The sequence below is a fragment of the Xanthomonas sp. NCPPB 1826 genome, from assembly GCF_056725285.1.
On record NZ_CM161521.1, the window covers coordinates 4,181,683 to 4,204,799 of the forward strand.

The following is a 23,117-nucleotide window of genomic DNA, read 5'->3' on the forward strand; positions in this document are numbered from 1 at the left end:
CGCGCCTGCGGCGTCACTTGCCAGCGCGGGCCGCGGATGCTGCAATCGCCGCGGGAATCATCCAGGGGAAGCCACATGCACCTGTCGTCCGGGCTTTGCGCCCTGTTGATGCTGGTCAGCGCCGCCGCCGGCGCCACCGATCTATATAAATGGAAGGACGCCAAGGGCGTCACCCACTACACCGAAACCCCGCCACCGACCGGCCAGCGCTACGAAGCGCGCCGGATCGATGCGCGCAGCGGCACCGCCGCCATCGCCGCGCCGGAAGCCGCCACGCCTGAATCGGCCGACTGCCTGACCGCACGCCGCAACCTGGAACTGCTCAGCGGCAAGGGCGAGGTCACCATGGGCGCCGGTGCCGACGGCAAGCCCGGCACCCCGCTGGACCCGGACGCCCGCGCGGCGCAGCGCAATCTCGCCGAGGCGGCCGCCAAGGCCTATTGCAAGCCGGCAGCGAGCGGCAATCCGGCCACCTGAGCCGGCCCGGGACCGGCCACCTGCCGGTCCATGCATCCGGCCGATCGGCCGGTGCCACTGACCGGCAGGGCGCGAGACTGGCAAACTATGGGCTTTCCGCCCAAGCGAAGCCCGATGCGTCTTTCCCAGTTCCACCTGCACACCACCAAGGAAACCCCGGCCGACGCCGAGCTGGTCAGCCACCGTCTGATGCTGCGCGCGGGCATGATCCGCAAGCTGGCCTCCGGGCTGTACACCTGGTCGCCACTGGGTCTGCGCGTGCTGCGCAAGGTCGAGGCCATCGTGCGCGAGGAGATGAACCGCGCCGGGGCGGTGGAAGTGCTGTTCCCCACCATCCAGCCGCGCGAGCTGTGGGACGCCACCGGCCGTTGGGAGAAGTTCGGCGGGCAGTTGCTCAAGATCAAGGATCGCAAGGAGCAGGAGTTCTGCTACAGCCCGACCGCCGAAGAGGCCGCGGCCGAATTCGCGCGCCAGGAGATCAACAGCTACAAGCAGCTGCCGCTGAACTTCTACCAGATCCAGACCAAGTTCCGCGATGAGATCCGCCCGCGCTTCGGCGTGATGCGTGCACGCGAATTCCTGATGAAGGACGCCTATTCCTTCCATCTCACCGATGCCGACATGGCGCGCGAGTACGACAACATGCGCGCGGCCTATACCCGCATCTTCACCCGCCTTGGGCTGGAATTCCGCGCTGTGCAGGCCGACTCCGGCGCCATCGGCGGCGACGCCTCGCAGGAATTCCACGTCATCGCCGCCTCCGGCGAGGACTCGCTGGCGTTCTCCACCGGCTCCGATTACGCCGCCAACGTGGAAACCGCCAGCGCCGCCCTGCCCGCGCCGCGCGCCGCGGCTGGCGAGACGATGCGCCAGGTCGCAACGCCCACCCAGAAGACCTGCGAAGACGTCGCCCAGTTGCTGGGCATCGCGCTGCAGCGCACGGTCAAGTCGGTGGCGGTAATGACCGAAGCCGGCTTCGTGCTGGTGCTGGTGCGCGGCGATCACGTCGTCAACGAGATCAAGCTTGGCAAGGTTGCCGGCTTGGCCGGCTACCGTCTGGCCAACGAAACCGAAATCCGCGACCACCTCGGCTGCGAGCCGGGCTTCCTGGGTCCGGTGAATACCGCCCGCCCGGTGCGCGTGGTGGCAGATCGCGATGTCGCGGCACTGGCCGATTTCGTGGTCGGCGCCAATGTGCCCGGCGCGCATCTGGTGGGCGTCAACTGGGGCCGCGACCTGCCCGAACCGGAAACCGTTGCCGATGTGCGCAACGTCATCGACGGCGAACGCGCGGCCGATGGCGGCGAGCTGCGACTGGCCCGCGGCATCGAGGTAGGCCATGTGTTCCAGCTCGGCAGCCAGTATGCGCAGGCATTGCAGGCCACCGTGATCGACGAGAACGGCAAGCCCGCAGTGATGAAGATGGGCTGCTACGGCATCGGCATTTCGCGCATCGTGGCGGCGGCGATCGAGCAGAACCATGACGATGCCGGCATCGTCTGGCCCGCGCCGATGGCACCGTGGCAGGTGGTGGTCTGCATCATCAACCCCAAGCAGGATGCGCAGGTGGTTGCCGCCGCTCAGGCATTGCTGGACGAATTGATCGCCGCAGGGATCGAAGCGGCGCTGGACGACCGCGGCCTGCGTCCGGGCGCGATGTTTGCAGATATGGAACTATTGGGTATTCCGCATCGGGTGGTGGTCTCCGAACGCGGATTGGCCGCCGGTACATTTGAATATCGCGCCCGCACTGCGGAGGCAGCAGAAAACCTGGATAAGGCCGGGTTATTCTCCCGCCTGGGTCGTTGATCAAATCACCCGAAACTACTTCAATTGGATGAACACAAGGCGCCGAATTATTTCGGCGCATTTGTCACTTGGGTTTTCTGACATTATGATGGCCAGCGCTGCCACGGACCGGCATTCTTTTCTCTCTCATCTTCCGGAGTAGTGATGTCGATCGATCTTAGCGGCCTATCGGCCAAGCAATTGGGTGCACTGATCAAAAATGCGAAAAAGCAGCAGACCGTGGTTGCCAAGCGCGCCCCGATTGCCAAGGTTCGCACGCAGCTGACCCGCGCGGCAAAAGCCCAGGGTTATTCCATCGAAGAATTGTTTGGCGCCAGCGCCGGCCCGGGTCGTCCGGCTGCCGCTGCCAAGCCGGGCCCGCGCGCCGGCCGCAAGCTGGGCAAGGTTCCGCCGAAGTATCGCAACCCCGCCAATCCCCAGGAAGCCTGGACCGGCCGCGGCAAGCAGCCGCGCTGGCTGGCCGAACTGACCGCCGCCGGTAAGAAGGTCGAAGACTTTCTGATCAGCAAGGTCAGCGCCAAGAAGACCCCGGCCAAGAAGGCCGCGCCGCGCAAAGCCGCCACCAAGCGCGCGACCAAGAAGCCCAAGGCTGCTTGATTGTTACCAATAAAAAACGCCGGCAGTGCCGGCGTTTTTTATTGCGCGTTTTTCTACCGGTCATAAATTCTTGCGAGCCGGAATCAACAGATTGCCGAACAGCAATCCGGCCATCAAGGCCATCACGATATTGGTCACCGCCAATAGTGCGGCCTGCCCGACGCTGACATCCTGTTGCTGTACCAGGGTCAGAAAGCCACGCAGGCTGACACTGCCCGGAACCAGCATGATGATGCCGGGCAAACGGATCAATGCACCGGGTTTTTGCACCACCCGCCCAAACAGATTACCGGCGGCGGTCAATGCCATGGCCGATGCAAAGACGCCGGCCGGGCCACCCCAGGCATGCCCGGCATAACGCGCGATGACATACCCGGACATGGCCGCCGCCATGATCCATAAATAATCGCGTCGATTGGCCTTGAACAACACCGCAAACGCATAGGCGGCCACCAGCAGCGAGGCCCACTCCACCCAGCCGGACTGTGGGCGCAATGCGGCCACCTGCGGGTGCAGGCCGAGCACCTGGGTCAGCGTCACCGCGATGACCGCACCGACGGTGAGCTTGAGCACCGTGGTCACCGCACCGGCCAGCCGCGCCGTGCCCGAGACCCAGTGCTGGCTGGCCAGCTCGTTGAAGGCATTGGTCAACGACATGCCGGGCAGCAGCACCACCAGCGAGGCGATGATCACCGTATTGAGGTTCAGTGGCCCGACCAGCGACGCCACCACCGCGGCCACCACCCCGGCCAGCAGGCCGGCCAGCGCCTCACCGGCTTCCTTGGTCGCCGGCCGCCTGTCGGTGTACTGGGTCAGCAGGCCGATCGACATCCCGATCGCGCCGGCGGTGGCGATATCCAGCCAGGGCAGTTTCCACAGCCCTGCCACGCCGGCAGCGGCCAGCCCGAATGCCAGCACCTGCATGGTCTTGCCGCGCCGATCGACCTCGCGGTCCAGCCGCCGCAGCGCGGTGTGGCCCTGCGCGATGCTCATGCGCCCGTTGGCCACGCCGTCGGCCACGTAATCGGCCACGCTGAGCTTGTAAAGGTCGTTCTCGCCCGGGGCCAGCCGGATCACCCGGGTGATGTCGCTGGAGCCGATGGCCTTGGTCGGGTCGCTGAAGCTCAAAATGATCCCGGTGGGATTGGACCAGGGCTCGCAGTCCAGGCCCAGCTTCTGCGACAGTCCGACCACGGCGGCCTCCAGACGCTGCGCCGTGGTGCCGTAGGAATGCAGGCGTCCGGCGATTTCCGAAACAAAGGCGACGCGCTGGGCATAGGTGGCGCTGGCGGACGGTTGGACGACGGTGGCAGCGGACATGCGTGGCGGGTCGGATCGGAGAAACGCCGTCTGGCGAGGCCGCCAGTGTATGCCGCAGCGCACCTGGCCGGCGTGCCGATTGTCTGTGCCGGGACCGCAGGTGCGAAGCGTCCCCATCATTCGCTCACGCCGGGCGCGGTATGCTGGCGCCACGGACAGGCCACCCATGATCAAAGCGCAACCTCCACGCATCGAACAAGACTCGCAGGATCACGCACAGGTCCGCCTTGCTGGCAGTTGGGTCCTGGCGACCGCATTGCCCCAGGCCGAGCTGCTGCAGGCCGTGCCCGAAGGGGTCCGGCGCATCGACGCGCGCGGCATCGGGCAACTGGATTCGGCCGGCGTGCTGCAGTTGCTGCGCTTCGCCAGCCGCATGGGCCTGAAGGAAGACGCCATCGATTTCCGCGATGAGCACCAGGCGCTGGTGTGCACCATCGAGGAACTCAACGACGAACGCCCCAAGCCCAAACGCGACTACGGCTTCGTCGCCGCGCTGGACCGTCTGGGCCGCACCACCCACGGCGTCGGCCAGGGCATTCTGGAGCTGAACAGCTTTCTGGGCGAAAACCTAGTCAAGATCGCGCGGCTGATCCACGAGCCGCGCCGCTTCCGCCTGACCTCCACCGTGCACCACATGGAGCAGGTCGGCCTGGATGCGGTGCCGCTGGTGGTGCTGCTGTCGTATCTGGTCGGCGCGGTGATCGCGTTCCTGGGCTCGACCATCCTGCGCGACTTCGGCGCGGAGATTTACGTGGTGGAGCTGGTGTCGATCGCCTTCCTGCGCGAGTTCGCGGTGCTATTGACCGCCATCGTGCTGGCCGGGCGCACGGCCAGCGCCTTCACTGCGCAGATCGGTGCGATGAAATCGCGCGAGGAAGTGGATGCCATCCGCACCCTGGGCCTGGACCCGATCGACCTGCTGGTGATCCCGCGCCTGCTCGCGCTGATCTTCACCCTGCCGCTGCTGACCTTCATCGCGATGATCGCCGGCCTGGCCGGTGGCGTCACCGTGGGCGCGTTCGATCTGGATATTCCGCCGCAGATGTACCTGGCGCGCATGCACGACACCATCCAGCTGCGGCATTTCCTGGTCGGGCTGTCGAAGGCGCCGCTGTTTGCGCTGGTGATCGGCCTGATCGGCTGCCTGGAAGGCCTGAAGGTCAGCGGCACCGCGCAGTCGGTTGGCGAACGCACCACCTCCTCGGTGGTGCAGACGATTTCCTTGGTCATCATCCTCGACGCGATAGCCGCGCTGTGGTTCATGAAGATGGGGTGGTGATGAGACCGGGATTCGACATTCGGGATTCGGGATTCGTGCAAGGCACAAGCGCAGCTGGCGCCCTGACACTCGGGAGAGCTGTGCTGTGACCAATCCGAAATCCCAAATCCCCAATCCCGGCACAGAGACCGACGCCGACGACGACCAGTTGGCGATTTCGGTGCGCGGGCTGACCAATCGCTTCGGCAGCCAGGTCGTGCACGAGGAGCTGGACCTGGACGTGCGTCGCGGCGAGATCCTGGGCGTGGTCGGCGGCTCGGGCACCGGCAAGTCGGTACTGATGCGCAGCATCCTGGGCCTGCGCGAGCCGGACGCCGGCAGCATCCAGGTGCTGGGGGCGGACGCGCGCTCGGGTCGTTTTGCCGACCGCCAGCACATCACCCGCAATACCGGGGTGCTGTTTCAGGACGGCGCGCTGTTCTCGTCGATGACCGTCGGCGAAAACGTGCAGGTCCCGCTGAAGGAGCATCACGGCGAGTTTCCCGAGCGCTGGTATTTCGAGCTGGCGCTGCTGAAGATCAAGCTGGCCGGCCTGCCGGCCGATGCACTGGACAAGCTGCCCTCGCAGCTGTCCGGCGGCATGCGCAAGCGCGCCGGCCTGGCGCGGGCGCTGGCGCTGGATCCGCCGCTGCTGTTTCTGGACGAGCCCACCGCCGGGCTGGACCCGATCGGCGCGGCCGCCTTCGACCGGTTGATCCGCACCCTGCAGCAGGCGCTGGGCCTGACCGTGTTCCTGATCACCCATGACCTGGATACGCTGTACGCCATCTGCGACCGCATCGCGGTGCTGGCCGATCGCAAGGTGATCGCCAACGCGCCGCTGGCCGAAGTCGAGCAGATCGACCACCCCTGGATCCAGGAATATTTCCACGGTCCGCGCGCCCGCGCCGCGCGCGCGGCCAAGACCGACTCCACCGAGACCGCCTGAGCATGGAAACCAAAGCCAATTACGTCCTGATCGGCGCCTTCACCATCGTGGCGGGCCTGGCCCTGCTGCTGTTCGGGCTATGGGCCGCAAAATACTCCTCCGACCGTACCTGGCAGCAATACCGGGTGGTGTTCCGCGAGGCGGTGACCGGCCTGACGGTCGGCAGCCCGGTGCAATACAACGGCATCGCGGTCGGCTCGATCACCGAGCTGACGCTGGCGCCGAACGACCCGCGCCAGGTGGTCGCGCACGTGCGGGTGAACTCCACCACGCCGATCAAGAGCGATACCCGCGCCAAGCTAGCCATCACCAGCCTGACCGGCCCGTCGATCATCCAGCTCTCCGGCGGCACGCCCGAGGCACCGTCGCTGACCACCATCGACAAGAGCGATGCGCCGATCATCCAGACCACGCCGTCGGCCTTGCAGAACATCACCGACACCGCCAATCGCATCGTCGAGCGCATGGACCAGATGCTCTCGGACAAGAACGTGGCCAGCATCACCGCCACCTTGCAGAATCTGGAAAAGATAAGCGGCGGCATCGCCGACCGCGACGAAGGCATGCAGGCGCTGATCGTCAGCGCGCGCGATGCTGCACGCAATCTGGACACCACCCTGACCACCACCAACGGCACCATCAAGCGGCTGGACCAGAACCTGGTACAGCAGCTGCCGGGCATCCTGGAAAAGCTCGATGCCACCCTGGTCAAGCTGGATTCGGCCGCCGGCAACGCCGACAACATCCTTGGCGAGAACCGCGCGGCCATCAATAGTTTTGCCAACGACGGACTGGGCCAGCTCGGGCCCACGCTGACCGAATTGCGCGGCCTGATCCGTGACCTGCGCCGGGTCAGCGACAAACTGGACAACAACCCTGCGCGCTACCTGCTCGGCCGCGACGCACCCAAGGAGTTCGAACCGAAATGACTGCCATGCGCCTGTTGCGTCCCATGTTGTGCGTCTCGTTGCTGGCGCTGGGCGGCTGCTCGGTGTTGACCGGCGGCGACAAGAAGCCGGCCACCATCTACGCACCTAACGTGCGGATCACGCCGAACCCGTCTTGGCCGCAGGTAACCTGGCAACTGTCGGTGTCCAAGCCCAGCGCCGCGCGGGTGATCGACAGCCCGCGCATCAACGTGCGCCCGACCCCGGGCGAGTTGCAGGTCTATCACGGCGCAGGCTGGGCGCAGCCGGCCACCGACATGCTGGAAGACAGTGTGGTGCGCGCGTTCGAGGACTCCGGCAAGATCGCCGCCGTCGCCCGTATCGGCACCGGCATCCGCTCCGACTACAAGCTGGCGATCGACCTGCGCCGCTTCGAGTCCGATTACGCCGGCCAGTCGCTGCCCTCGGCCACCATCGAACTCAATGCCAAACTGCTGCACGCCGCCGATCAGCGCGTGGTGGCCTCGCGCACCTTCCTGGTCGCACGCCCGTCCAGCGGCACCGACACGGCTGCGGTGGCAGCGGCATTCGAACAGGCGATGACGCAGGTCACCACCGAACTGGTCGGCTGGACCTTGGTCACCGGCCAGCAGGATAGCCAGAGCCTGCCGCGTTCGTTGTAAGCGCAGGCGACAGATCTTAGAGCGGTTAACAAAGCACTTCACGCCGGTCTACCGCGGGGCGGCTGATCTGCGGCCTGGCTGCAGGGCCTTTGCCCGCCCACCATCTCGGGACACGCCGCAAGTACGTCCATGTAGGCTCTTCTGCGGCATCCATGCCGCATAAGGTCCCGCGACGGTGGGCGGGCAAGGATCAGTCGAGATGGTCGGTGTGCATGGCTTTCAACAAAGCAGCCAGCAAACTGTCTGGTGCGGTGTCCTCACCGATTGCGGGACCGTGTGGCGGCATGGATGCCGCCACCGAGCCCCCAGGGACGGGTTCACGGCGTGTCCCGCGAGCGGTAAGGGCACCGCGCCCTCGACCCACTCAGCGTTTGACTCGGACTGCTGACTGCATCCACCAAGATGTGGACAACAAAACCACTGCACTCACCGCCAGCCTAGCGCTCGCTACGCTTCGTTAGCCGCTCTTATGGCTGGGACACGCGCGGCGCAATCTGGCGAAAGGTCAGATTGATGCGCTCGCCGATGGGCTTTGCGGTGCGCGGCAATGCATGCTTGTAGTGGCGCTGGGTATCGCCTGCCATCAACAGCAGATCGCCGTGCCCCAATTCCAGCGTCTGCTTCAACGCAGCATCGTCGCGATGCTTGAATGCAAAGCGCCGCGTCGCACCCAGGCTTACCGAGGCGATCAATGGTCGCGCGCCCAACTCCGGCTCGTCGTCGCTATGCCAGCCCATCGCATCGTTGCCGCTGCGGTAGCGGTTGGCCAGCACGCTGTTGAACGGCGCCCCGGTCTCGGCCTGCAGGCGTGCGCGTAAAGGCTGCAATACCTCCAGCCACGGCTGCGGCGCGAACTGCGTGCCCGAGTAACGATAGCTGGCGTCCGCATCGCCCATCCAGCTGCTCAGACGCGGCGAATCCACCGTCCGCCCGAACATGCGGATGCGATGTACTTCCCACTGCACCTGCGTCAGCAGCGCCTGCAGCAGCGCATCGGCCTGCGCGCGCGGCAACCAGCCGCGACACCAGGCGATCTCCGCTTGCGGCAACGCCACCCGAATCTTCATGCATCAAACGCTAGCACGCGCCCGCTGAGTGGAGGCTGCGCGGCGCGGATGAATCGATCCGATTTGCCGCCGTCACATCGAATCCCGGAAAATGCGCAGCAGCCATCGAGCCAACGGGAGCGGAGCAATGTCGGAAGCAGGAGTCGGCGCAAATGCGCCAGAGACGGTCGAGCGCGACGTGATGGAGTACGACGTCGTCACCGTCGGCGCCGGTCCGGCCGGGCTGGCCTTTGCGATCCGGCTCAAGCAGCTCGATCCGGCCATCAGCGTCTGCGTGATCGAAAAATCCAGCACCATCGGTGCGCATATCCTGTCCGGCGCGGTGATCGAGCCGGGTCCGCTGGATGCCTTGCTGCCGGGCTGGCGCGACAACCCGCCGCCGATCTGCGTAGCCGCCACCGACGACGAATTCTGGTTTCTCGGCAAGGACAGCGCGCGCAAGTTCCCGGTGGTGCCGCCAGGCATGCGCAACCACGGCAACTTCATCGTCAGCCTGGGCGCAATGTGCGCCTGGCTGGCGCCGCAGGCCGAAGCGCTGGGGGTGGAGATCTACCCCGGCTTTGCCGCCGCCGAAACCCTGCACGACGACAACGACCAGGTCATCGGCGTGCGTATCGGCGACATGGGCGTGGCCAAGGACGGTTCGCACAAGCCCGGTTACACCGCCGGCATCGATATCCGTGCCAAGGTCACCGTGCTGGCCGAAGGCGCGCGCGGGCATCTGACCAAGCGCCTGCTCAAACGCTTCGACCTCACCGCCGATGCCGACCCGCAGGGCTATTCGATCGGCATCAAGGAGCTGTGGCAGGTACCGGAAGGGCGCGTCAGTCCCGGCAAGATCGTGCACACACTGGGCTGGCCGGCCGACAACCGCACCTACGGTGGCAGCTTCCTGTATCACCTGGACAACAACCAGATCGCGCTCGGTTATGTGAGCGGGCTGGACTACAGCGACCCGAAGTACCAGCCGTGGGAGGCCTTCCAGCAATGGAAGAACCACGCGCTGATCAAGCCGTTGCTGGAAGGCGGCAGCATTCTCTCGGCCGGCGCGCGTGCCATCGTCACCGGCGGCTGGCAGTCGCTGCCGAAGGTGGAAATGCCCGGTGCCCTGCTGATCGGCGACACCGCCGGCCTGCTCAACGTGCCCAAGATCAAGGGCACCCATCAGGCGATCCGCAGCGGCATGCTGGCCGCCGAACATCTGGTGCAATCGCAGCTGGCGCCGCAAGGCTTCGACGCGAAACTGCGCGCGTCCGATGCGATGGCCGAGTTGAAGCAGGTGCGCAACATCAAGCCCGGTTTCAAGAAGGGCCTGTGGTTCGGCCTGCTCAATGCCGCCTGGGAAACCGCGCTCAAGGGCGCCTCGCCATGGACGCTGAAGAACAAACCCGACTGGTCGGCATTGCACAAGATCGGCGATTACGAGCAACCCAACCGCGACTACGGCACGCGCGAGCTCGCCCCGCGCGACCGCCTGCAGGCGGTCTACTTCGCCGCCACCGAGCACGACGAAGACCAGCCCGTGCATCTGAAGGTGCTCGACACCGACGTCTGCGCCACCCGCTGCGTGCAGGAATACGACAATCCCTGCACACGCTTTTGCCCGGCCAACGTCTACGAAATGGTCGCAGACACCGGCAGCCCCTCCGGCAAGCGCCTGCAGATCAACGCCGCCAACTGCGTGCACTGCAAGACCTGCGACATCAAGGACCCGTACGAGATCATCACCTGGGTCACGCCGGAGGGTGGTTCGGGCCCGAACTACCAGAATCTGTGAGTACAGCGGGACGCTCGATGCAGTCACGTGTGCGCGCGCAACTGTTTGGACTGTTGCGCGCAGGGTTTCGTGCAATTCCTTTAACTGATGCAACGCGTGACCGGTGGCGTAGCTGGTTCCTGGACCGACATGCCGACTGGGTACCTGAGCCTGTACGCGGCCGCGCAGTCCATGGCATCTCGCGACGCCCTGCAGCACGCAGTGACGAAGCGGCGATCGGCCACGTACCTTATCGCACTGCCACATTGCCCAAGACGCTTCCCGCGACCCTGGTTGCGTTCTATCTGCCGCAATTTCATCCCATCCCGGAGAACGATGCGTGGTGGGGCAAAGGCTTTACCGAATGGCGCAATGTCAGCCGCGCGCTTGCACAGTTCGAAGGCCATCAACAACCACGCCTTCCGGCGGATCTGGGCTTCTACGACCTTCGCACACCGCAGGTCATGCGCGAGCAGGCACGTCTGGCACAGGAGTACGGCCTTGGCGCGTTTTGCTTTTATTTCTACTGGTTTGCCGGCAAAACCTTGCTGGAAATGCCGATTGCCCAACGGCACGAAGATACCTCGATCACGTTGCCTTTTTGCCTTTGCTGGGCAAACGAGAAGTGGGCGCGCCGCTGGGATGGCCGTGGCGATGACATTCTGATCGACCAGGCGCACAGCGCAGACGACGACCTCGCCTTTATTGCCCATGTCGCGACATATCTACGCAATCCGACATATCTGCGGGTGGATGGCCGGCCGTTACTGTTGGTGTATCGGCCACACTTATTGCCTGATCCCGCACAGACCGCAGCGCGTTGGCGCACGTGGTGTCGCGATAACGGGGTCGGCGAAATTCATCTGGCCTACGTGCAGGGTTTCGAGCGCCCCGATCCGCGCGACATCGGATTCGATGCCGCGGTCGAATTCCCTCCCAACATGAGTACGCCAGCGTCGGTCACTGCCAGACAGCGATTGCTGAACCCGGAGTTCAACGGCGAGGTACTCGATTGGCGAGAACTTGCGCGCGACATGGAACAGCGACCGCTACGCGAGTACACGCTGTATCCGGGCGTCAATCCGGGCTGGGACAACGAACCACGACGCTCGGGAAAAGGACGCATCTACCTGCACGCATCCCCCCGCCGCTATCGGGACTGGCTATCGCGCACCCTGCGCCATCGCCTCGCCAGTGCGCCGCCAGCTCACCGCATGGTATTCATCAATGCATGGAACGAGTGGGCCGAAGGTGCGGTACTCGAACCAGATGCGCGCTTGGGACATGCGTGGCTGGAGGCAACACGTCAGGCGCTGACGCGTGCACCAGACGTTGTAACCGAATCACGTTCGCCAAGCGCATGCGTGGTCTTGCACGCCTGGTATCTTGATGTACTGAACGAGATGCTCGATGCAATTGTCGAGTGCGGAACTCCACTGCGCATCATCGTCACGACCGACCTCACCAAGGTCATCGAAGTCAATCAATGCATACAGCAGCGCGGCATCCAGGCCGAGGTGGAAGGCTTTGAAAATCGTGGGCGCGACATCCTGCCTTTCCTGCATGTGGCCAACCGGCTACTCGATGAGGGCGTGCAGCTGGTTTTGAAGCTGCACACCAAGAAATCGACTCATCGCGATGACGGAAATGCATGGCGAAACGAGATGCTCGCTGCATTGCTCATGCCGCAACGGGTCGATGCGATCGTGGATGCGTTCTCTACCGATCCGCTTGTCGGTCTCATGGCACCTGACGGTCATCTCTTACCGGTAACCGACTTTATCGGCGGCAACGCTGACGCACTGGATTATCTTGCTGTTCGTACAGGCACGGATGCACCGGACGCAACTAGCTTGTTTGCTTCCGGCAGCATGTTCTGGGCACGGCTGGAGTCGCTACGCCCATTGCTGGATGCACATCTTCATCCGAGCGAGTTTGAAAGCGAACAAGGGCAGATCGACGGCACCCTTGCCCATGCAATCGAGCGCTTCGTCGGTCTTGCAGTGACCAGTTCCGGGCATCGCGTCACCACGATCGAACAAACACTGGGCATTATCAAAACACCAACAGCCGAGCCTTATCGGTATGCACGCAAGGCGCCGTGACGGCGCCTTGCGGATTGCAACGCAACTAGTCTCGTGTTTGCACAACGAATGCGACACCGGTTTTGGCGCGCAACTCATCCAGCTCCACTCCCTCGGCCGCCTCCACCAGCACCAGCCCGCGATCGGTGACGTCGAATACCGCCAGGTCGGTGATGATGCGATCGACCACGCCGACACCGGTCAATGGCAGGTCGCATTCGGGCAGGATCTTGTGGCTGCCGTCCTTGGCGACGTGTTCCATCAGCACGACAACGCGCTTGACGCCAGCCACCAGGTCCATCGCGCCGCCCATGCCCTTGACCATCTTGCCGGGCACCATCCAGTTGGCTAGGTCGCCGCGCTCGGTGACCTGCATCGCACCGAGAATCGCCAGATCGATGTGCCCGCCGCGGATCATTGCAAACGAGTCGTGGCTGCCAAAATAACTGGCGCCGGCACGCGCGGTGACTGTCTGCTTGCCGGCATTGATCAGGTCCGCATCCACCTCGTCCTCGCTGGGAAACGGGCCAATGCCGAGCAGGCCGTTCTCCGATTGCAGCCACACGTCCACGCCATCGGGAATGTGGTTGGCCACCAGCGTCGGCAGGCCGATGCCCAGGTTGACGTAGGCACCATCGGTCAACTCGCGCGCCGCACGTGCGGCCATCTGGTCTCTGGTCCAGGCCATCAGTGCTGTCCTTCGCGCACGGTGCGCTGTTCGATGCGTTTTTCCGGGGTGGCGTTGAGCACCAGCCGGTCGACATAGATGCCGGGCAGATGCACCTGGTCCGGATCGATCGCACCCACCTCCACAATCTCCTCGACCTCGGCGACGCAGACGCGACCGGCCATGGCGCAGGCCGGGTTGAAGTTGCGCGCGGTCTTGCGGAACACCAGATTGCCAGCCGTGTCCGCACGCCAGGCCTTGACCAGCGCGACGTCGGCCTGCAGCGCGGTTTCCATTACGTACTGCTTGCCGTCGAATTGCCGGGTTTCCTTACCCTGGGCGACGATGGTGCCGTAGCCGGTTGCGGTATAGAACGCGGGAATTCCCGCACCGCCCGCGCGCAGGCGCTCGGCCAGCGTGCCCTGCGGGTTGAACTCCAGCTCGAGTTCGCCGGCCAGGTACTGCCGCTCGAATTCCTTGTTCTCGCCCACGTAGGACGAAATCATCTTGCGGATCTGCCGGGTGGCCAATAATTGACCCAGCCCGAATCCGTCGACACCCGCATTGTTGGAGATCACGGTCAATCCGCTGACCCCGCTCTCGCGCACTGCCGCGATCAGCGCTTCCGGGATTCCGCACAATCCGAAGCCGCCGACCGCCAGGGTCTGGCCATCGGCCAGCACCCCATCCAGCGCCGCCCCGGCGTCGGCATAGCGTTTGCCGCTTGCCGCACCACGTCCACCATTGCTCATCACCGCCCTCGCCTCGCTGATGTGAAGCGGCCATTCTAGCCGCTGACTGTTCCCTGTCCCCGATCGCAATTCCGCCACACCCAAGACACGGCACAGCCGCTAAACTCGGAATTCCCCCACCCCAGGAATTGCCCATGACGCTACCCGCCTTCAAGGCCTACGATATTCGCGGCCGCGTGCCGGATGAACTCAACGAGGACTTGGCGCGCCGCATCGGCGTGGCATTGGCGGCGCAGCTGGAGCAAGGGCCCGTGGTCTTGGGCCACGATGTGCGCCTGGCCAGTCCCGGCCTGCAGGAAGCGCTCTCGGCCGGCCTGCGCGCCAGCGGCCGCGAAGTGATCGACATCGGCCTGTGCGGCACCGAGGAGGTCTATTTCCAGACCGATTACCTCAAGGCAGCCGGCGGCGTGATGGTCACTGCCAGCCATAACCCGATGGACTACAACGGAATGAAGCTGGTCCGCGAGCAGGCGCGGCCGATCAGCTCCGACACCGGCCTGTTCGCGATCCGCGACACCGTCGCTGCCGATACCGCCGCGCCGGGCGAGCCCACCGCAAGCGAGCAGAGCCGCACCGACAAGACCGCCTACCTGGAGCATCTGCTCAGCTACGTGGACCGCAGCACGCTCAAGCCGCTCAAGCTGGTGGTCAACGCCGGCAACGGCGGCGCCGGCCTGATCGTCGACCTGCTTGCCCCGCAGCTGCCGTTCGAGTTCATCCGCGTCTTCCATGAACCCGATGGCAACTTCCCCAACGGCATCCCCAACCCGCTGCTGCCGGAAAACCGCGACGCCACCGCCAGGGCGGTCAAGGAACATGGCGCCGACTTCGGTATTGCCTGGGACGGCGACTTCGATCGCTGCTTCTTCTTCGACCACACCGGCCGCTTCATCGAAGGCTATTACCTGGTCGGCCTGCTGGCCCAGGCGATCCTGGCCAAGCAGCCGGGTGGCAAGGTCGTGCACGACCCGCGCCTGACCTGGAACACCGTCGAGATGGTCGAGGACGCTGGCGGCACCCCGGTGCTGTGCAAGAGCGGCCATGCCTTCATCAAGGAAAAGATGCGCAGCGAAAATGCCGTGTATGGCGGCGAGATGAGCGCGCACCACTATTTCCGCGAGTTCGCCTACGCCGACTCCGGCATGATCCCGTGGTTGTTGATCGCCGAGCTGGTGTCGCAGTCCGGTCGTTCGCTGGCGGATCTGGTCGAGGCGCGCATGCAGAAATTCCCCTGCAGCGGCGAGATCAACTTCAAGGTGGACGATGCCAAGGCGGCGGTTGCCCGCGTGATGGATCACTACGGCGATCAGTCGCCGGAACTGGACTACACCGATGGCATCAGTGCCGACTTCGGCCAATGGCGTTTCAACCTGCGCAGCTCCAACACCGAGCCGCTGCTGCGTCTGAACGTGGAAACGCGTGGCGATGCCGCACTGCTGGAAACGCGTACGCAGGAAATTTCCGATCTGCTGCGCGGCTGATTCACCCCCTCTCCCACCTTTAGACGCACTTTGGAGTTTCCCCCGCCCATGAGCGACGTCCTACCTATCATCCTGTCCGGCGGTTCCGGCACGCGCCTGTGGCCGTTGTCGCGCGAATCGTATCCCAAGCAGTTCCTGCCGCTGGTCGGCGAGCACAGCATGCTGCAGGCCACCTGGCTGCGTTCCGCCCCGGTGGCGGCGCATGCCCCCATCGTGGTGGCCAACGAAGAACACCGCTTCATGGCCGCCGAGCAGTTGCAGCAGTTGGGCGTGAAGCCGTCGGCCATCCTGCTCGAGCCCAAGGGTCGCAATACCGCGCCGGCCATCGCCGTTGCTGCACTGGAAGCGACTCGCGACGGTAGCGATCCGCTGCTGCTGGTGCTGCCGTCCGATCACGTGATTCAGGATGAAGCGGCATTCCAGGCCGCGGTCACCTTGGCGGCGACTGCAGCCGAACAAGGCAAGTTGGTCACCTTCGGCATCAAGCCCACCGCGCCCGAAACCGGCTACGGCTATATCAAGGCAAGCGCGGGTACCGGCGTCAGCGCCGTCGAACGCTTCGTCGAAAAGCCCGACCTGGCCACCGCGCAAGGCTATCTGGCCAGCGGCGAGTATTACTGGAACAGCGGCATGTTTCTGTTCCGTGCCTCGCGCTATCTGGAAGAACTGCGCAAGTTCCAGCCCGCCATCGCCGATGCATGCCAGAAGGCGTGGGAAGGCGGCAAGCGCGACGCCGACTTCACCCGTCTGGATAAGGATGCGTTCGCCTCCAGCCCATCGGATTCGATCGACTATGCGGTGATGGAAAAGACCGCCGATGCAGTGGTGGTGCCGCTGGATGCCGGCTGGAACGATGTCGGTTCGTGGTCGTCGCTGCTGGACGTCTCCAAGCAGGACGCCCAGGGCAACGCCCACTACGGCGATGTCATCCAGCTGGACTGCAAGAACACCTATGCGTACGGCTCGCGCCTGATCGCCATGGTCGGCCTGGAAGACGTCGTCGTCGTCGAGACGCCGGATGCCGTGCTGGTCGGTCACCGCGATCGCATCCAGGAGGTCAAGGACGTGGTGGGCCAGATCAAGACGGCTGGTCGTTCCGAGGCCACCTGGCATCGCAAGGTCTATCGCCCGTGGGGCGCCTACGATTCGATCGACATGGGCCAGCGCCACCAGGTCAAGCGCATCACCGTCAAACCCGGTGCGGTGCTGAGCCTGCAGATGCACCACCATCGCGCCGAACACTGGATCGTGGTGAGCGGAACCGCCGAAGTCACCCGTGGCGAAGAGGTGCTGCTGCTGACCGAAAACCAGAGTACCTACATCCCACTGGGCGTGACCCATCGCCTGCGCAATCCGGGCAAGTTGCCGCTGGAACTGATCGAAGTGCAGTCCGGCAGCTATCTGGGCGAAGACGACATCGTGCGTTTCGAAGACACCTACGGGCGCACCTGATTGGTCGCTTGCAGGACTCTGCAACACATACGCAAACAGCCGGGGATTCCCGGCTGTTTGTTTTTGCGGCCTGCATGGATCGGCGGAACTATCGCCACCGCCCGGAGTCGCCGATTTACTGTCTGGCAGCGGCGATTTCGGCAATCACGCGCTGCAGGCCGAGCTGCCAGTCCGGCAACATGATGTCGAAATCGCGCTGCAGCTTGTCGATCGACAGCCGCGAGTACGCCGGCCGCTTTGCAGGCGTCGGATAGTCGGCGGTCGTGATCGGTACCACGCGCGGTGCACGCGACAACAGGCCTGCGCTGACAGCTTGCTGGAAGATCGCCTCGGCAAAACCATGCCAGCTGGTCTGCCCTGCAGCCGTGAGGTGCCAGGTACCCGACGTGTCGGGTGTGCGCTGGCGCAGCAACTGCGCAGTGACATCGGCAATCAGGGCGGCGGGTGTCGGTGTTCCAACCTGATCGGCCACCACCCGCAGCTCATCGCGCTCGGCACCGACACGCAACATGGTGCGCAGGAAATTCGCGCCGTGCGAGGCGTACACCCATGCCGTGCGCAGGATCAGATGCTGCGCGCCCGAAGCACGGATCGCCTCCTCGCCAGCAAGCTTGGTCTCGCCATACACGCCCAGCGGCGAGGTGTGCGCATCCTCCGGATACGGCGCGGTGCCCTGACCGTCGAAGACGTAATCGGTCGAGTAATGCACCAGCGGTACGTTGTTGGATGCACACCATGCGGCGATGACGCCGGGCGAGGTCGCATTGGCGCGTAATGCGCCGTCGCGGTCCTGCTCGGCGCGATCCACTGCGGTATAGGCGGCGGCATTGACGACGCGGCTCGGGCCGATCCGGTCCAGCAAGGACGTCAGCGTCTGCGGTGCGTCGAAGTCCGCCACCTCGCAGGCACTGCCATCAGGCAACTGCCCGCTGCGCGTGGTGGCCTGTACTGCACCATCGGCTGCCAGTGCGCGCAGCAGCTCGGTGCCGACCTGCCCGTTCGCTCCAAAGACCAATGTGGTCACGGGGTAAACACCGGCAAGCGATCGACCGCTACGTCACCCAGGAACGGCGCGTCGGCATCCTTGGCAGACAGCAACGGATCGCTGATCGGCCAATCGATCCCGATCGCAGCGTCGTCCCAGCGCACGCCGGCATCGGCTTCCTTGACATAGACGTCGGTGCACAGGTAACTGAACACTGCACGTTCGGACAATACTGCAAAGCCGTGCGCGAAGCCTTCCGGAATCCAGAACTGCTTCTTGTTTTCCGCGCTCAGCACCACCGCCGCCCATTGACCGAAGTTGGGCGAGCCGTGACGCACATCGACGGCGACGTCATAGACCTCGCCCTCCAGCACGCTGACCAACTTGCCCTGCGGACGCGGCCATTGGTAGTGCAGACCACGCAGCACGCCCTTGGCGGAGGTGGACACGTTGCTCTGCACGAATTGCGTCGGCAAGCCGTGCTGACCAAAGCGTTCGGCATTCCATGTTTCGAAGAAATAGCCGCGCGCATCGCCGAACACTGCCGGCTCGATGACGACGCAACCAGGTAGACGCGTTTCGATCACTTTCAAGGCACTACTCCTCGTACGGCCAATTCGTGCAGATACCTGCCATAGTCATTCTTCAACAACGGCGCCGCCAGGCGCTCCAGCTGCTCCGCATCGATCCAGCCCTGACCAAATGCGATTTCTTCCGGGCAGCACACCTGCAGGCCCTGGCGCATCTGGATGGTCTCGATGAAATTGGCCGCTTCGTGCAATGACTGATGCGTACCGGTATCCAGCCATGCATACCCGCGCCCCAGCGGCTCCAGGTGCAGATTGCCGGCATCGAGATAGCAGCGATTGAGATCGGTGATCTCCAGCTCGCCGCGCGGCGAAGGCTTCAACGCAGCCGCGTAGTCGCTGGCCTTGCCGTCATAGAAATACAAGCCAGTGACGGCGTAGTTGGAACGGGGCTTTTCCGGCTTTTCGGCAATGTCGATGACCTTGCCTTGTTGATCGAATTCGGCAACGCCATAGCGCTCCGGGTCGTTGACCCAGTAACCGAAGACGGTTGCACCTTGCTCACGCGCATCGGCGCGGCGCAAGGTATCGGTCAGACCATGCCCGTGGAAGATATTGTCGCCCAACACCAGGCAACTCGGCTTGCCGTCGACGAACTCGCGACCGATCAGATAGGCCTGCGCCAGGCCGTCAGGGCTGGGCTGCACGGCATACTGGATATTGACGCCCCACTGGGAACCATCGCCCAGCAGCGACTGGAACAGCGCCTGCTCGTGCGGCGTATTGATGATCAGGATGTCGCGGATACCCGCGAGCATCAGCACGCTCAGCGGGTAATAGATCATCGGCTTGTCGTACACCGGCAGCAGCTGCTTGCTGACGCCTTTGGTGATCGGGTACAGGCGCGTGCCGGAGCCGCCCGCCAGAATGATGCCTTTACGTTGTGTCATCAGGGATGTCCTGTTGAGGCCCGCACACGCTTGCATGCGCGGGCTCTTGCTAAGGGCTCGCGTTAGGCCGCGGCGCCGATCCGTTCCAGCCGATAGCTGCCATCCAGCACGCCCTGCACCCAGGTCTGGTTGGTCAGGTACCACTCCACCGTCTGCGCGATGCCTTGCTCGAAGGTATACGCCGGCTCCCAACCCAGCTCGCTCTTCAACTTGGAGGCATCGATCGCGTAGCGACGATCGTGTCCGGGGCGATCGGTGACATAGGTGATCTGGCTCGCGCGCGGCTTGCCATCCTCACGCGGGCGATGCTGATCCAGCAGCGCACAGATCGCCTGCACGACCTCGATGTTCTGGCGCTCGGAGTTGCCGCCCACGTTGTATGTCTCGCCGACCTTGCCCTTGCCCAGCACGGTGCGGATTGCCTCGCAGTGGTCGCTGACGAACAACCAGTCGCGCACCTGCTTGCCATCGCCGTACACCGGCAACGGCTCGCCGGCCAGCGCCTTGGCGATCACCAGCGGAATGAGCTTTTCCGGGAAATGATATGGGCCGTAGTTATTCGAGCAGTTGGTGGTCAGTACCGGCAGCCCGTAGGTGTGATGGAACGCGCGTACCAGGTGATCCGAGGCGGCTTTGGACGCCGAGTACGGAGAATTTGGCGCATACGGCGTGGTCTCGGTGAACTTGCCGGTCTCGCCCAGCGTGCCATAGACCTCGTCGGTGGACACATGCAGGAACCGGAAGGCCTCGCGACGCGCATCCGGCAGCGCCTTCCAGTAGTCGCGCACGGCCTCGAGCAAGGCCAGGGTGCCGACAACGTTGGTCTGGATGAACGCGCCAGGGCCTTCGATCGAGCGATCCACATGGCTTTCGGCAGCGAAGTTCAGCACTGCGTCCGGCTGATGTTCCTGCAGCAGACGGGTCACGAGCGCGCCGTCGCCAATGTCGCCCTTGACGAAGACGTGGTCGGCATTGCCTTCCAGCGACGCCAGCGTGTTCAGGTTCCCCGCATAGGTGAGCGCGTCGAGATTGATCACGCGGATGCCGCGCGCGATTGCCTCGAGAACAAAATTTCCGCCGATAAAACCGGCCCCGCCGGTCACTAGCCAAGTCGCCACTATCTACCCCTCCTGGTCGCGCGCGCTGCGCTGCGTTCTCAAACCACACAGGATATACGGCCGGAGCAATACCGGGGCCTAAGCATTGCCCAAACGATACGCGCAAGTGTTGCGCCGCAGCATCCATACGCCATCGCATGGTGCATCCCGCCCGGTTAGAATGGCCCCACTCCCGAGCCTGCCGCCGCGGCCGGGCCTTCCCGCAACAGCTGAAGGATCTCGTACACGATGAAAATCCTCGTCGCCTACAAGCGCGTGGTGGACTACAACGTCCGCATTCAGGTCAAGCCCGATGGCTCCGGTGTGGTCACCGACGGCGTCAAGCTTTCACCGAACCCGTTCGACGAAATCGCCCTGGAAGAGGCGTTGCGCCTGCGCGACGCCGGCATCGCCACCGAGGTGGTGGTCGCCACCCTGGCACCGGCAGATGCTGCGGCGCATCTGCGCAATGGCCTGGCCATGGGCGCCAACCGCGCCATCCACGTGGTCACCGACGCGGCCATCCAGCCGCTGACCGCCGCGCGCACCCTGCTCAAGCTGGTCGAGAAGGAACAGCCGGACTTGGTCATCCTGGGCAAGCAGGCGATCGACGACGACGCCAACCAGACCGGCCAGATGCTGGCCACCCTGTGGGGCCGCCCGCAGGCGACCTTCGCCGGCAAGCTGGTGGTCGCCGATGGCAAGGCCACGGTGACCCGCGAAGTCGATGCCGGCCTGGAGACGATGGAAGTGGACCTGCCGGCAGTCGTCACCACCGATCTGCGCCTGAACGAGCCACGCTTCATCAAGCTGCCGGACATCATGAAGGCCAAGAGCAAGCCGCTGGAAACGCTTGCCTTTGCCGATCTCGGCGTCAATGCGCACGACAGCCTGGCCACTACCCACTACGCGCCGCCGTCCAAGCGCAGCCGCGGCGTGATGGTCAAGGACGCCGCCGAGCTGGTGGCCGCACTCAAGCAGAAGGGGTTGCTGTAATGGCCAAGGTTCTCATTGTTGCCGAACATCTCAACGGCCAGCTCAACGCGGCCACCGCCAAGACCCTCAGCGCCGCGCTCGCGGTGTCGGCCGAGTCCATCGACATCGTCGTGCTGGCGGCCGATCCGGCCGCAGTTGCGACCCAGGCCGCGCAGCTGGCGGGCGTTGCTCGCGTGCTGACAGTGGCAAACGCCGCCAATGAACACGCCATCGCGCAGGTGCTGGGGCCGCAGATCGCCCAGCTCGCCGGCCAGGGCTACACCCACGTGTTCGGCCCCTCGACCACGTTCGGCAAGGACCTGATGCCGGTCGTGGCCGCGCTGCTAGGCGTCAACCAGGTGTCCGACCTGATGGCGGTTGAAGATGCCTACACCTTCAAGCGCCCGATCTACGCCGGCAACGCGATCATCACGGTGAAAGCACCGGCCGACCAGGTCGTGGTTGCGACCGTGCGCAGCGCCTCCTGGCCGGAAGCGGCAGCCGGCGGCAGTGCAGCAATCGAGTCCATCGCTGTGGATGCAGTGTTGCCGACCCACACCCGGTTCGTTGGCCTGGCCGCAGGCAGCTCCGATCGCCCGGACCTGCAGAGCGCCAAGCGCGTGGTCTCCGGCGGCCGCGGCGTCGGTTCGGCCGAGAACTTCCAGCACATCTACAGCCTGGCCGACAAACTCGGCGCCGCCGTGGGCGCCTCGCGCGCCGCCGTGGACGCCGGCTACGTACCGAACGAGCTGCAGGTCGGCCAGACGGGCAAGATCATCGCGCCCGAGCTGTACGTGGCGATCGGCATCAGCGGGGCGATCCAGCATCTGACCGGCATCAAGGACGCCGGAACGATCGTGGCAATCAACAAGGACCCGGAGTCGCCAATCTTCGAGATTGCCGACATCGGGTTGGTGGGGGATTTGTTCACCCTGCTGCCGGAGCTGGAGGCTGCGCTTGCTTGAAGCCAAGCCGCTCTGTGTTACGACGCATGGCAGACGATCGCCATGCGCAGTCTTCTTCTATCCCGGCTCATTGATAGATACATGGACGCTTCCAGGTATATTCAAGGTTGGCAGGGACGCCAGCTGTATCTAGTGGACCGCCTAATGCCCAGTCGTCCTGTAAGCAAGAGAAGACCGAGGAACCGTTGATGGCGCAGAGCAAACGCGGATGTGACGAGAATTTCAAGGTCTACGATGTGCGCAAGCTTGGTGCAAATCCGACGCGGGCGGGTCAAGGTCGCGCGCTATGACGTAGCGCGCCTCATGAAGCGGCAGACATCCTTCGAGGCAAGACCGCCCGGACAACGTTGAGCAATTCGAAGAAGCGGTGTCTGCTCGA

Annotated in this window: 21 protein-coding genes; 13 read left to right on the top strand and 8 right to left on the bottom strand. The window is 64.4% G+C overall.

Annotated elements, in window-relative coordinates:
* Nucleotides 1-75: 75 nt before the first annotated feature.
* From AC1PLA_RS17455 to AC1PLA_RS17465, 3 genes are all read left to right on the top strand, one after another.
* Complete coding sequence (locus tag AC1PLA_RS17455; protein ID WP_039516234.1) at nucleotides 76-477, top strand: DUF4124 domain-containing protein; 402 nt, start codon at nucleotides 76-78, stop codon at nucleotides 475-477.
* Between the two features lie 114 nt (nucleotides 478-591).
* The gene (locus AC1PLA_RS17460) at nucleotides 592-2,286 is read left to right on the top strand and encodes a proline--tRNA ligase (protein ID WP_481105033.1); all 1,695 of its coding nucleotides are present in this window, start codon (nucleotides 592-594) and stop codon (nucleotides 2,284-2,286) included.
* 144 nt (nucleotides 2,287-2,430) lie between these two features.
* Nucleotides 2,431-2,883, top strand: a complete 453-nt coding sequence (locus AC1PLA_RS17465) for an H-NS histone family protein (protein WP_039518886.1) — start codon at nucleotides 2,431-2,433, stop codon at nucleotides 2,881-2,883.
* Nucleotides 2,884-2,943: 60 nt separating this feature from the next.
* On the opposite strand, the gene AC1PLA_RS17470 is transcribed toward AC1PLA_RS17465, so the two are convergent.
* A complete protein-coding gene (locus tag AC1PLA_RS17470; protein ID WP_039518883.1) occupies nucleotides 2,944-4,203 on the bottom strand; it encodes a threonine/serine exporter family protein in 1,260 nt (419 codons plus the stop codon).
* 49 nt (nucleotides 4,204-4,252) lie between these two features.
* Between AC1PLA_RS17470 and AC1PLA_RS17475 the strand changes: the two genes are divergently transcribed.
* The 4 genes from AC1PLA_RS17475 (at nucleotide 4,253) to AC1PLA_RS17490 (ending at nucleotide 7,980) form a co-directional block, all read left to right on the top strand.
* A complete protein-coding gene (locus AC1PLA_RS17475) occupies nucleotides 4,253-5,482 on the top strand; it encodes an MlaE family ABC transporter permease (RefSeq protein WP_372469938.1) in 1,230 nt (409 codons plus the stop codon).
* 85 nt (nucleotides 5,483-5,567) lie between these two features.
* Nucleotides 5,568-6,410 carry an ABC transporter ATP-binding protein gene (locus AC1PLA_RS17480; RefSeq protein ID WP_481105034.1) on the top strand — a complete coding sequence of 281 codons (843 nt, stop codon included), beginning with the start codon at nucleotides 5,568-5,570 and terminating at the stop codon, nucleotides 6,408-6,410.
* 2 nt (nucleotides 6,411-6,412) lie between these two features.
* Nucleotides 6,413-7,339 carry an MlaD family protein gene (locus AC1PLA_RS17485; protein ID WP_016903957.1) on the top strand — a complete coding sequence of 309 codons (927 nt, stop codon included), beginning with the start codon at nucleotides 6,413-6,415 and terminating at the stop codon, nucleotides 7,337-7,339.
* On the top strand, nucleotides 7,336-7,980 hold the full coding sequence (locus AC1PLA_RS17490) for an ABC-type transport auxiliary lipoprotein family protein (RefSeq protein ID WP_127158832.1): 645 nt from the start codon (nucleotides 7,336-7,338) through the stop codon (nucleotides 7,978-7,980). The genes AC1PLA_RS17485 and AC1PLA_RS17490 overlap by 4 nt, the downstream gene beginning before the upstream one ends.
* Nucleotides 7,981-8,447: 467 nt before the next feature.
* Here AC1PLA_RS17490 and AC1PLA_RS17495 read toward each other — a convergent pair whose 3' ends face one another.
* Nucleotides 8,448-9,047 carry an alpha-ketoglutarate-dependent dioxygenase AlkB family protein gene (locus tag AC1PLA_RS17495; protein ID WP_039518875.1) on the bottom strand — a complete coding sequence of 200 codons (600 nt, stop codon included), beginning with the start codon at nucleotides 9,045-9,047 and terminating at the stop codon, nucleotides 8,448-8,450.
* A 127-nt stretch (nucleotides 9,048-9,174) separates the two neighbouring features.
* On the opposite strand from AC1PLA_RS17495, the gene AC1PLA_RS17500 reads away from it, so the two are divergent.
* Both AC1PLA_RS17500 and AC1PLA_RS17505 read left to right on the top strand, forming a co-directional pair.
* Nucleotides 9,175-10,824, top strand: coding sequence for an electron transfer flavoprotein-ubiquinone oxidoreductase (locus AC1PLA_RS17500; protein WP_016903954.1), 1,650 nt, complete (start codon nucleotides 9,175-9,177; stop codon nucleotides 10,822-10,824).
* 17 nt (nucleotides 10,825-10,841) lie between these two features.
* Complete coding sequence (locus AC1PLA_RS17505; protein WP_481105035.1) at nucleotides 10,842-12,908, top strand: glycoside hydrolase family 99-like domain-containing protein; 2,067 nt, start codon at nucleotides 10,842-10,844, stop codon at nucleotides 12,906-12,908.
* Nucleotides 12,909-12,933: 25 nt separating this feature from the next.
* On the opposite strand, the gene AC1PLA_RS17510 is transcribed toward AC1PLA_RS17505, so the two are convergent.
* Both AC1PLA_RS17510 and AC1PLA_RS17515 read right to left on the bottom strand, forming a co-directional pair.
* Nucleotides 12,934-13,575, bottom strand: coding sequence for a CoA transferase subunit B (locus tag AC1PLA_RS17510; protein ID WP_481105036.1), 642 nt, complete (start codon nucleotides 13,573-13,575; stop codon nucleotides 12,934-12,936).
* Nucleotides 13,575-14,306, bottom strand: a complete 732-nt coding sequence (locus tag AC1PLA_RS17515) for a CoA transferase subunit A (protein ID WP_046344369.1) — start codon at nucleotides 14,304-14,306, stop codon at nucleotides 13,575-13,577. Before AC1PLA_RS17515 ends, AC1PLA_RS17510 begins: the two co-directional genes overlap by 1 nt.
* Before the next feature lie 134 nt (nucleotides 14,307-14,440).
* Between AC1PLA_RS17515 and AC1PLA_RS17520 the strand changes: the two genes are divergently transcribed.
* Both AC1PLA_RS17520 and AC1PLA_RS17525 read left to right on the top strand, forming a co-directional pair.
* The gene (locus AC1PLA_RS17520; RefSeq protein WP_046344371.1) at nucleotides 14,441-15,787 is read left to right on the top strand and encodes a phosphohexomutase domain-containing protein; all 1,347 of its coding nucleotides are present in this window, start codon (nucleotides 14,441-14,443) and stop codon (nucleotides 15,785-15,787) included.
* A 48-nt stretch (nucleotides 15,788-15,835) separates the two neighbouring features.
* Nucleotides 15,836-17,239 carry a mannose-1-phosphate guanylyltransferase/mannose-6-phosphate isomerase gene (locus AC1PLA_RS17525; protein WP_481105037.1) on the top strand — a complete coding sequence of 468 codons (1,404 nt, stop codon included), beginning with the start codon at nucleotides 15,836-15,838 and terminating at the stop codon, nucleotides 17,237-17,239.
* Between the two features lie 115 nt (nucleotides 17,240-17,354).
* Here the strand turns inward: AC1PLA_RS17525 and rfbD are convergent, their stop codons facing one another.
* The 4 genes from rfbD to rfbB all read right to left on the bottom strand — a co-directional run bounded on the left by rfbD (nucleotide 17,355) and on the right by rfbB (nucleotide 20,819).
* The gene (gene rfbD / locus AC1PLA_RS17530) at nucleotides 17,355-18,263 is read right to left on the bottom strand and encodes a dTDP-4-dehydrorhamnose reductase (protein WP_481105038.1); all 909 of its coding nucleotides are present in this window, start codon (nucleotides 18,261-18,263) and stop codon (nucleotides 17,355-17,357) included.
* On the bottom strand, nucleotides 18,260-18,817 hold the full coding sequence (gene rfbC / locus AC1PLA_RS17535; protein WP_016903935.1) for a dTDP-4-dehydrorhamnose 3,5-epimerase: 558 nt from the start codon (nucleotides 18,815-18,817) through the stop codon (nucleotides 18,260-18,262). Before rfbC ends, rfbD begins: the two co-directional genes overlap by 4 nt.
* Nucleotides 18,814-19,701: a glucose-1-phosphate thymidylyltransferase RfbA gene (gene rfbA / locus AC1PLA_RS17540; RefSeq protein ID WP_016903936.1), complete on the bottom strand. Its 888-nt coding sequence runs from the start codon at nucleotides 19,699-19,701 to the stop codon at nucleotides 18,814-18,816. The genes rfbC and rfbA overlap by 4 nt, the downstream gene beginning before the upstream one ends.
* A 62-nt stretch (nucleotides 19,702-19,763) precedes the next feature.
* A complete protein-coding gene (gene rfbB, locus AC1PLA_RS17545) occupies nucleotides 19,764-20,819 on the bottom strand; it encodes a dTDP-glucose 4,6-dehydratase (RefSeq protein ID WP_481105039.1) in 1,056 nt (351 codons plus the stop codon).
* A gap of 228 nt (nucleotides 20,820-21,047) precedes the next feature.
* Between rfbB and AC1PLA_RS17550 the strand changes: the two genes are divergently transcribed.
* Together AC1PLA_RS17550 and AC1PLA_RS17555 are read left to right on the top strand one after the other, a co-directional pair.
* The gene (locus AC1PLA_RS17550) at nucleotides 21,048-21,794 is read left to right on the top strand and encodes an electron transfer flavoprotein subunit beta/FixA family protein (RefSeq protein ID WP_481105040.1); all 747 of its coding nucleotides are present in this window, start codon (nucleotides 21,048-21,050) and stop codon (nucleotides 21,792-21,794) included.
* Nucleotides 21,794-22,738: an electron transfer flavoprotein subunit alpha/FixB family protein gene (locus tag AC1PLA_RS17555; protein WP_481105041.1), complete on the top strand. Its 945-nt coding sequence runs from the start codon at nucleotides 21,794-21,796 to the stop codon at nucleotides 22,736-22,738. The genes AC1PLA_RS17550 and AC1PLA_RS17555 overlap by 1 nt, the downstream gene beginning before the upstream one ends.
* The last annotated feature ends 379 nt before the right edge of the window (nucleotides 22,739-23,117 follow it).

What these genes read in the sequence shown, in the direction of transcription:
- AC1PLA_RS17500 (WP_016903954.1), top strand. Translation starts at nt 9,175, where the DNA reads ATGTCGGAAGCAGGAGTCGGCGCAAATGCGCCAGAGACGGTCGAGCGC.
- AC1PLA_RS17495 (WP_039518875.1), bottom strand. Translation starts at nt 9,047, where the DNA reads ATGAAGATTCGGGTGGCGTTGCCGCAAGCGGAGATCGCCTGGTGTCGC.
- AC1PLA_RS17455 (WP_039516234.1), top strand. Translation starts at nt 76, where the DNA reads ATGCACCTGTCGTCCGGGCTTTGCGCCCTGTTGATGCTGGTCAGCGCC.
- AC1PLA_RS17515 (WP_046344369.1), bottom strand. Translation starts at nt 14,306, where the DNA reads ATGAGCAATGGTGGACGTGGTGCGGCAAGCGGCAAACGCTATGCCGAC.
- AC1PLA_RS17485 (WP_016903957.1), top strand. Translation starts at nt 6,413, where the DNA reads ATGGAAACCAAAGCCAATTACGTCCTGATCGGCGCCTTCACCATCGTG.
- AC1PLA_RS17460 (WP_481105033.1), top strand. Translation starts at nt 592, where the DNA reads ATGCGTCTTTCCCAGTTCCACCTGCACACCACCAAGGAAACCCCGGCC.
- AC1PLA_RS17520 (WP_046344371.1), top strand. Translation starts at nt 14,441, where the DNA reads ATGACGCTACCCGCCTTCAAGGCCTACGATATTCGCGGCCGCGTGCCG.
- AC1PLA_RS17510 (WP_481105036.1), bottom strand. Translation starts at nt 13,575, where the DNA reads ATGGCCTGGACCAGAGACCAGATGGCCGCACGTGCGGCGCGCGAGTTG.
- AC1PLA_RS17475 (WP_372469938.1), top strand. Translation starts at nt 4,253, where the DNA reads ATGCCGCAGCGCACCTGGCCGGCGTGCCGATTGTCTGTGCCGGGACCG.
- AC1PLA_RS17490 (WP_127158832.1), top strand. Translation starts at nt 7,336, where the DNA reads ATGACTGCCATGCGCCTGTTGCGTCCCATGTTGTGCGTCTCGTTGCTG.
- rfbA (WP_016903936.1), bottom strand. Translation starts at nt 19,701, where the DNA reads ATGACACAACGTAAAGGCATCATTCTGGCGGGCGGCTCCGGCACGCGC.
- AC1PLA_RS17465 (WP_039518886.1), top strand. Translation starts at nt 2,431, where the DNA reads ATGTCGATCGATCTTAGCGGCCTATCGGCCAAGCAATTGGGTGCACTG.
- AC1PLA_RS17555 (WP_481105041.1), top strand. Translation starts at nt 21,794, where the DNA reads ATGGCCAAGGTTCTCATTGTTGCCGAACATCTCAACGGCCAGCTCAAC.
- AC1PLA_RS17525 (WP_481105037.1), top strand. Translation starts at nt 15,836, where the DNA reads ATGAGCGACGTCCTACCTATCATCCTGTCCGGCGGTTCCGGCACGCGC.
- AC1PLA_RS17470 (WP_039518883.1), bottom strand. Translation starts at nt 4,203, where the DNA reads ATGTCCGCTGCCACCGTCGTCCAACCGTCCGCCAGCGCCACCTATGCC.
- AC1PLA_RS17505 (WP_481105035.1), top strand. Translation starts at nt 10,842, where the DNA reads ATGCAGTCACGTGTGCGCGCGCAACTGTTTGGACTGTTGCGCGCAGGG.
- AC1PLA_RS17550 (WP_481105040.1), top strand. Translation starts at nt 21,048, where the DNA reads ATGAAAATCCTCGTCGCCTACAAGCGCGTGGTGGACTACAACGTCCGC.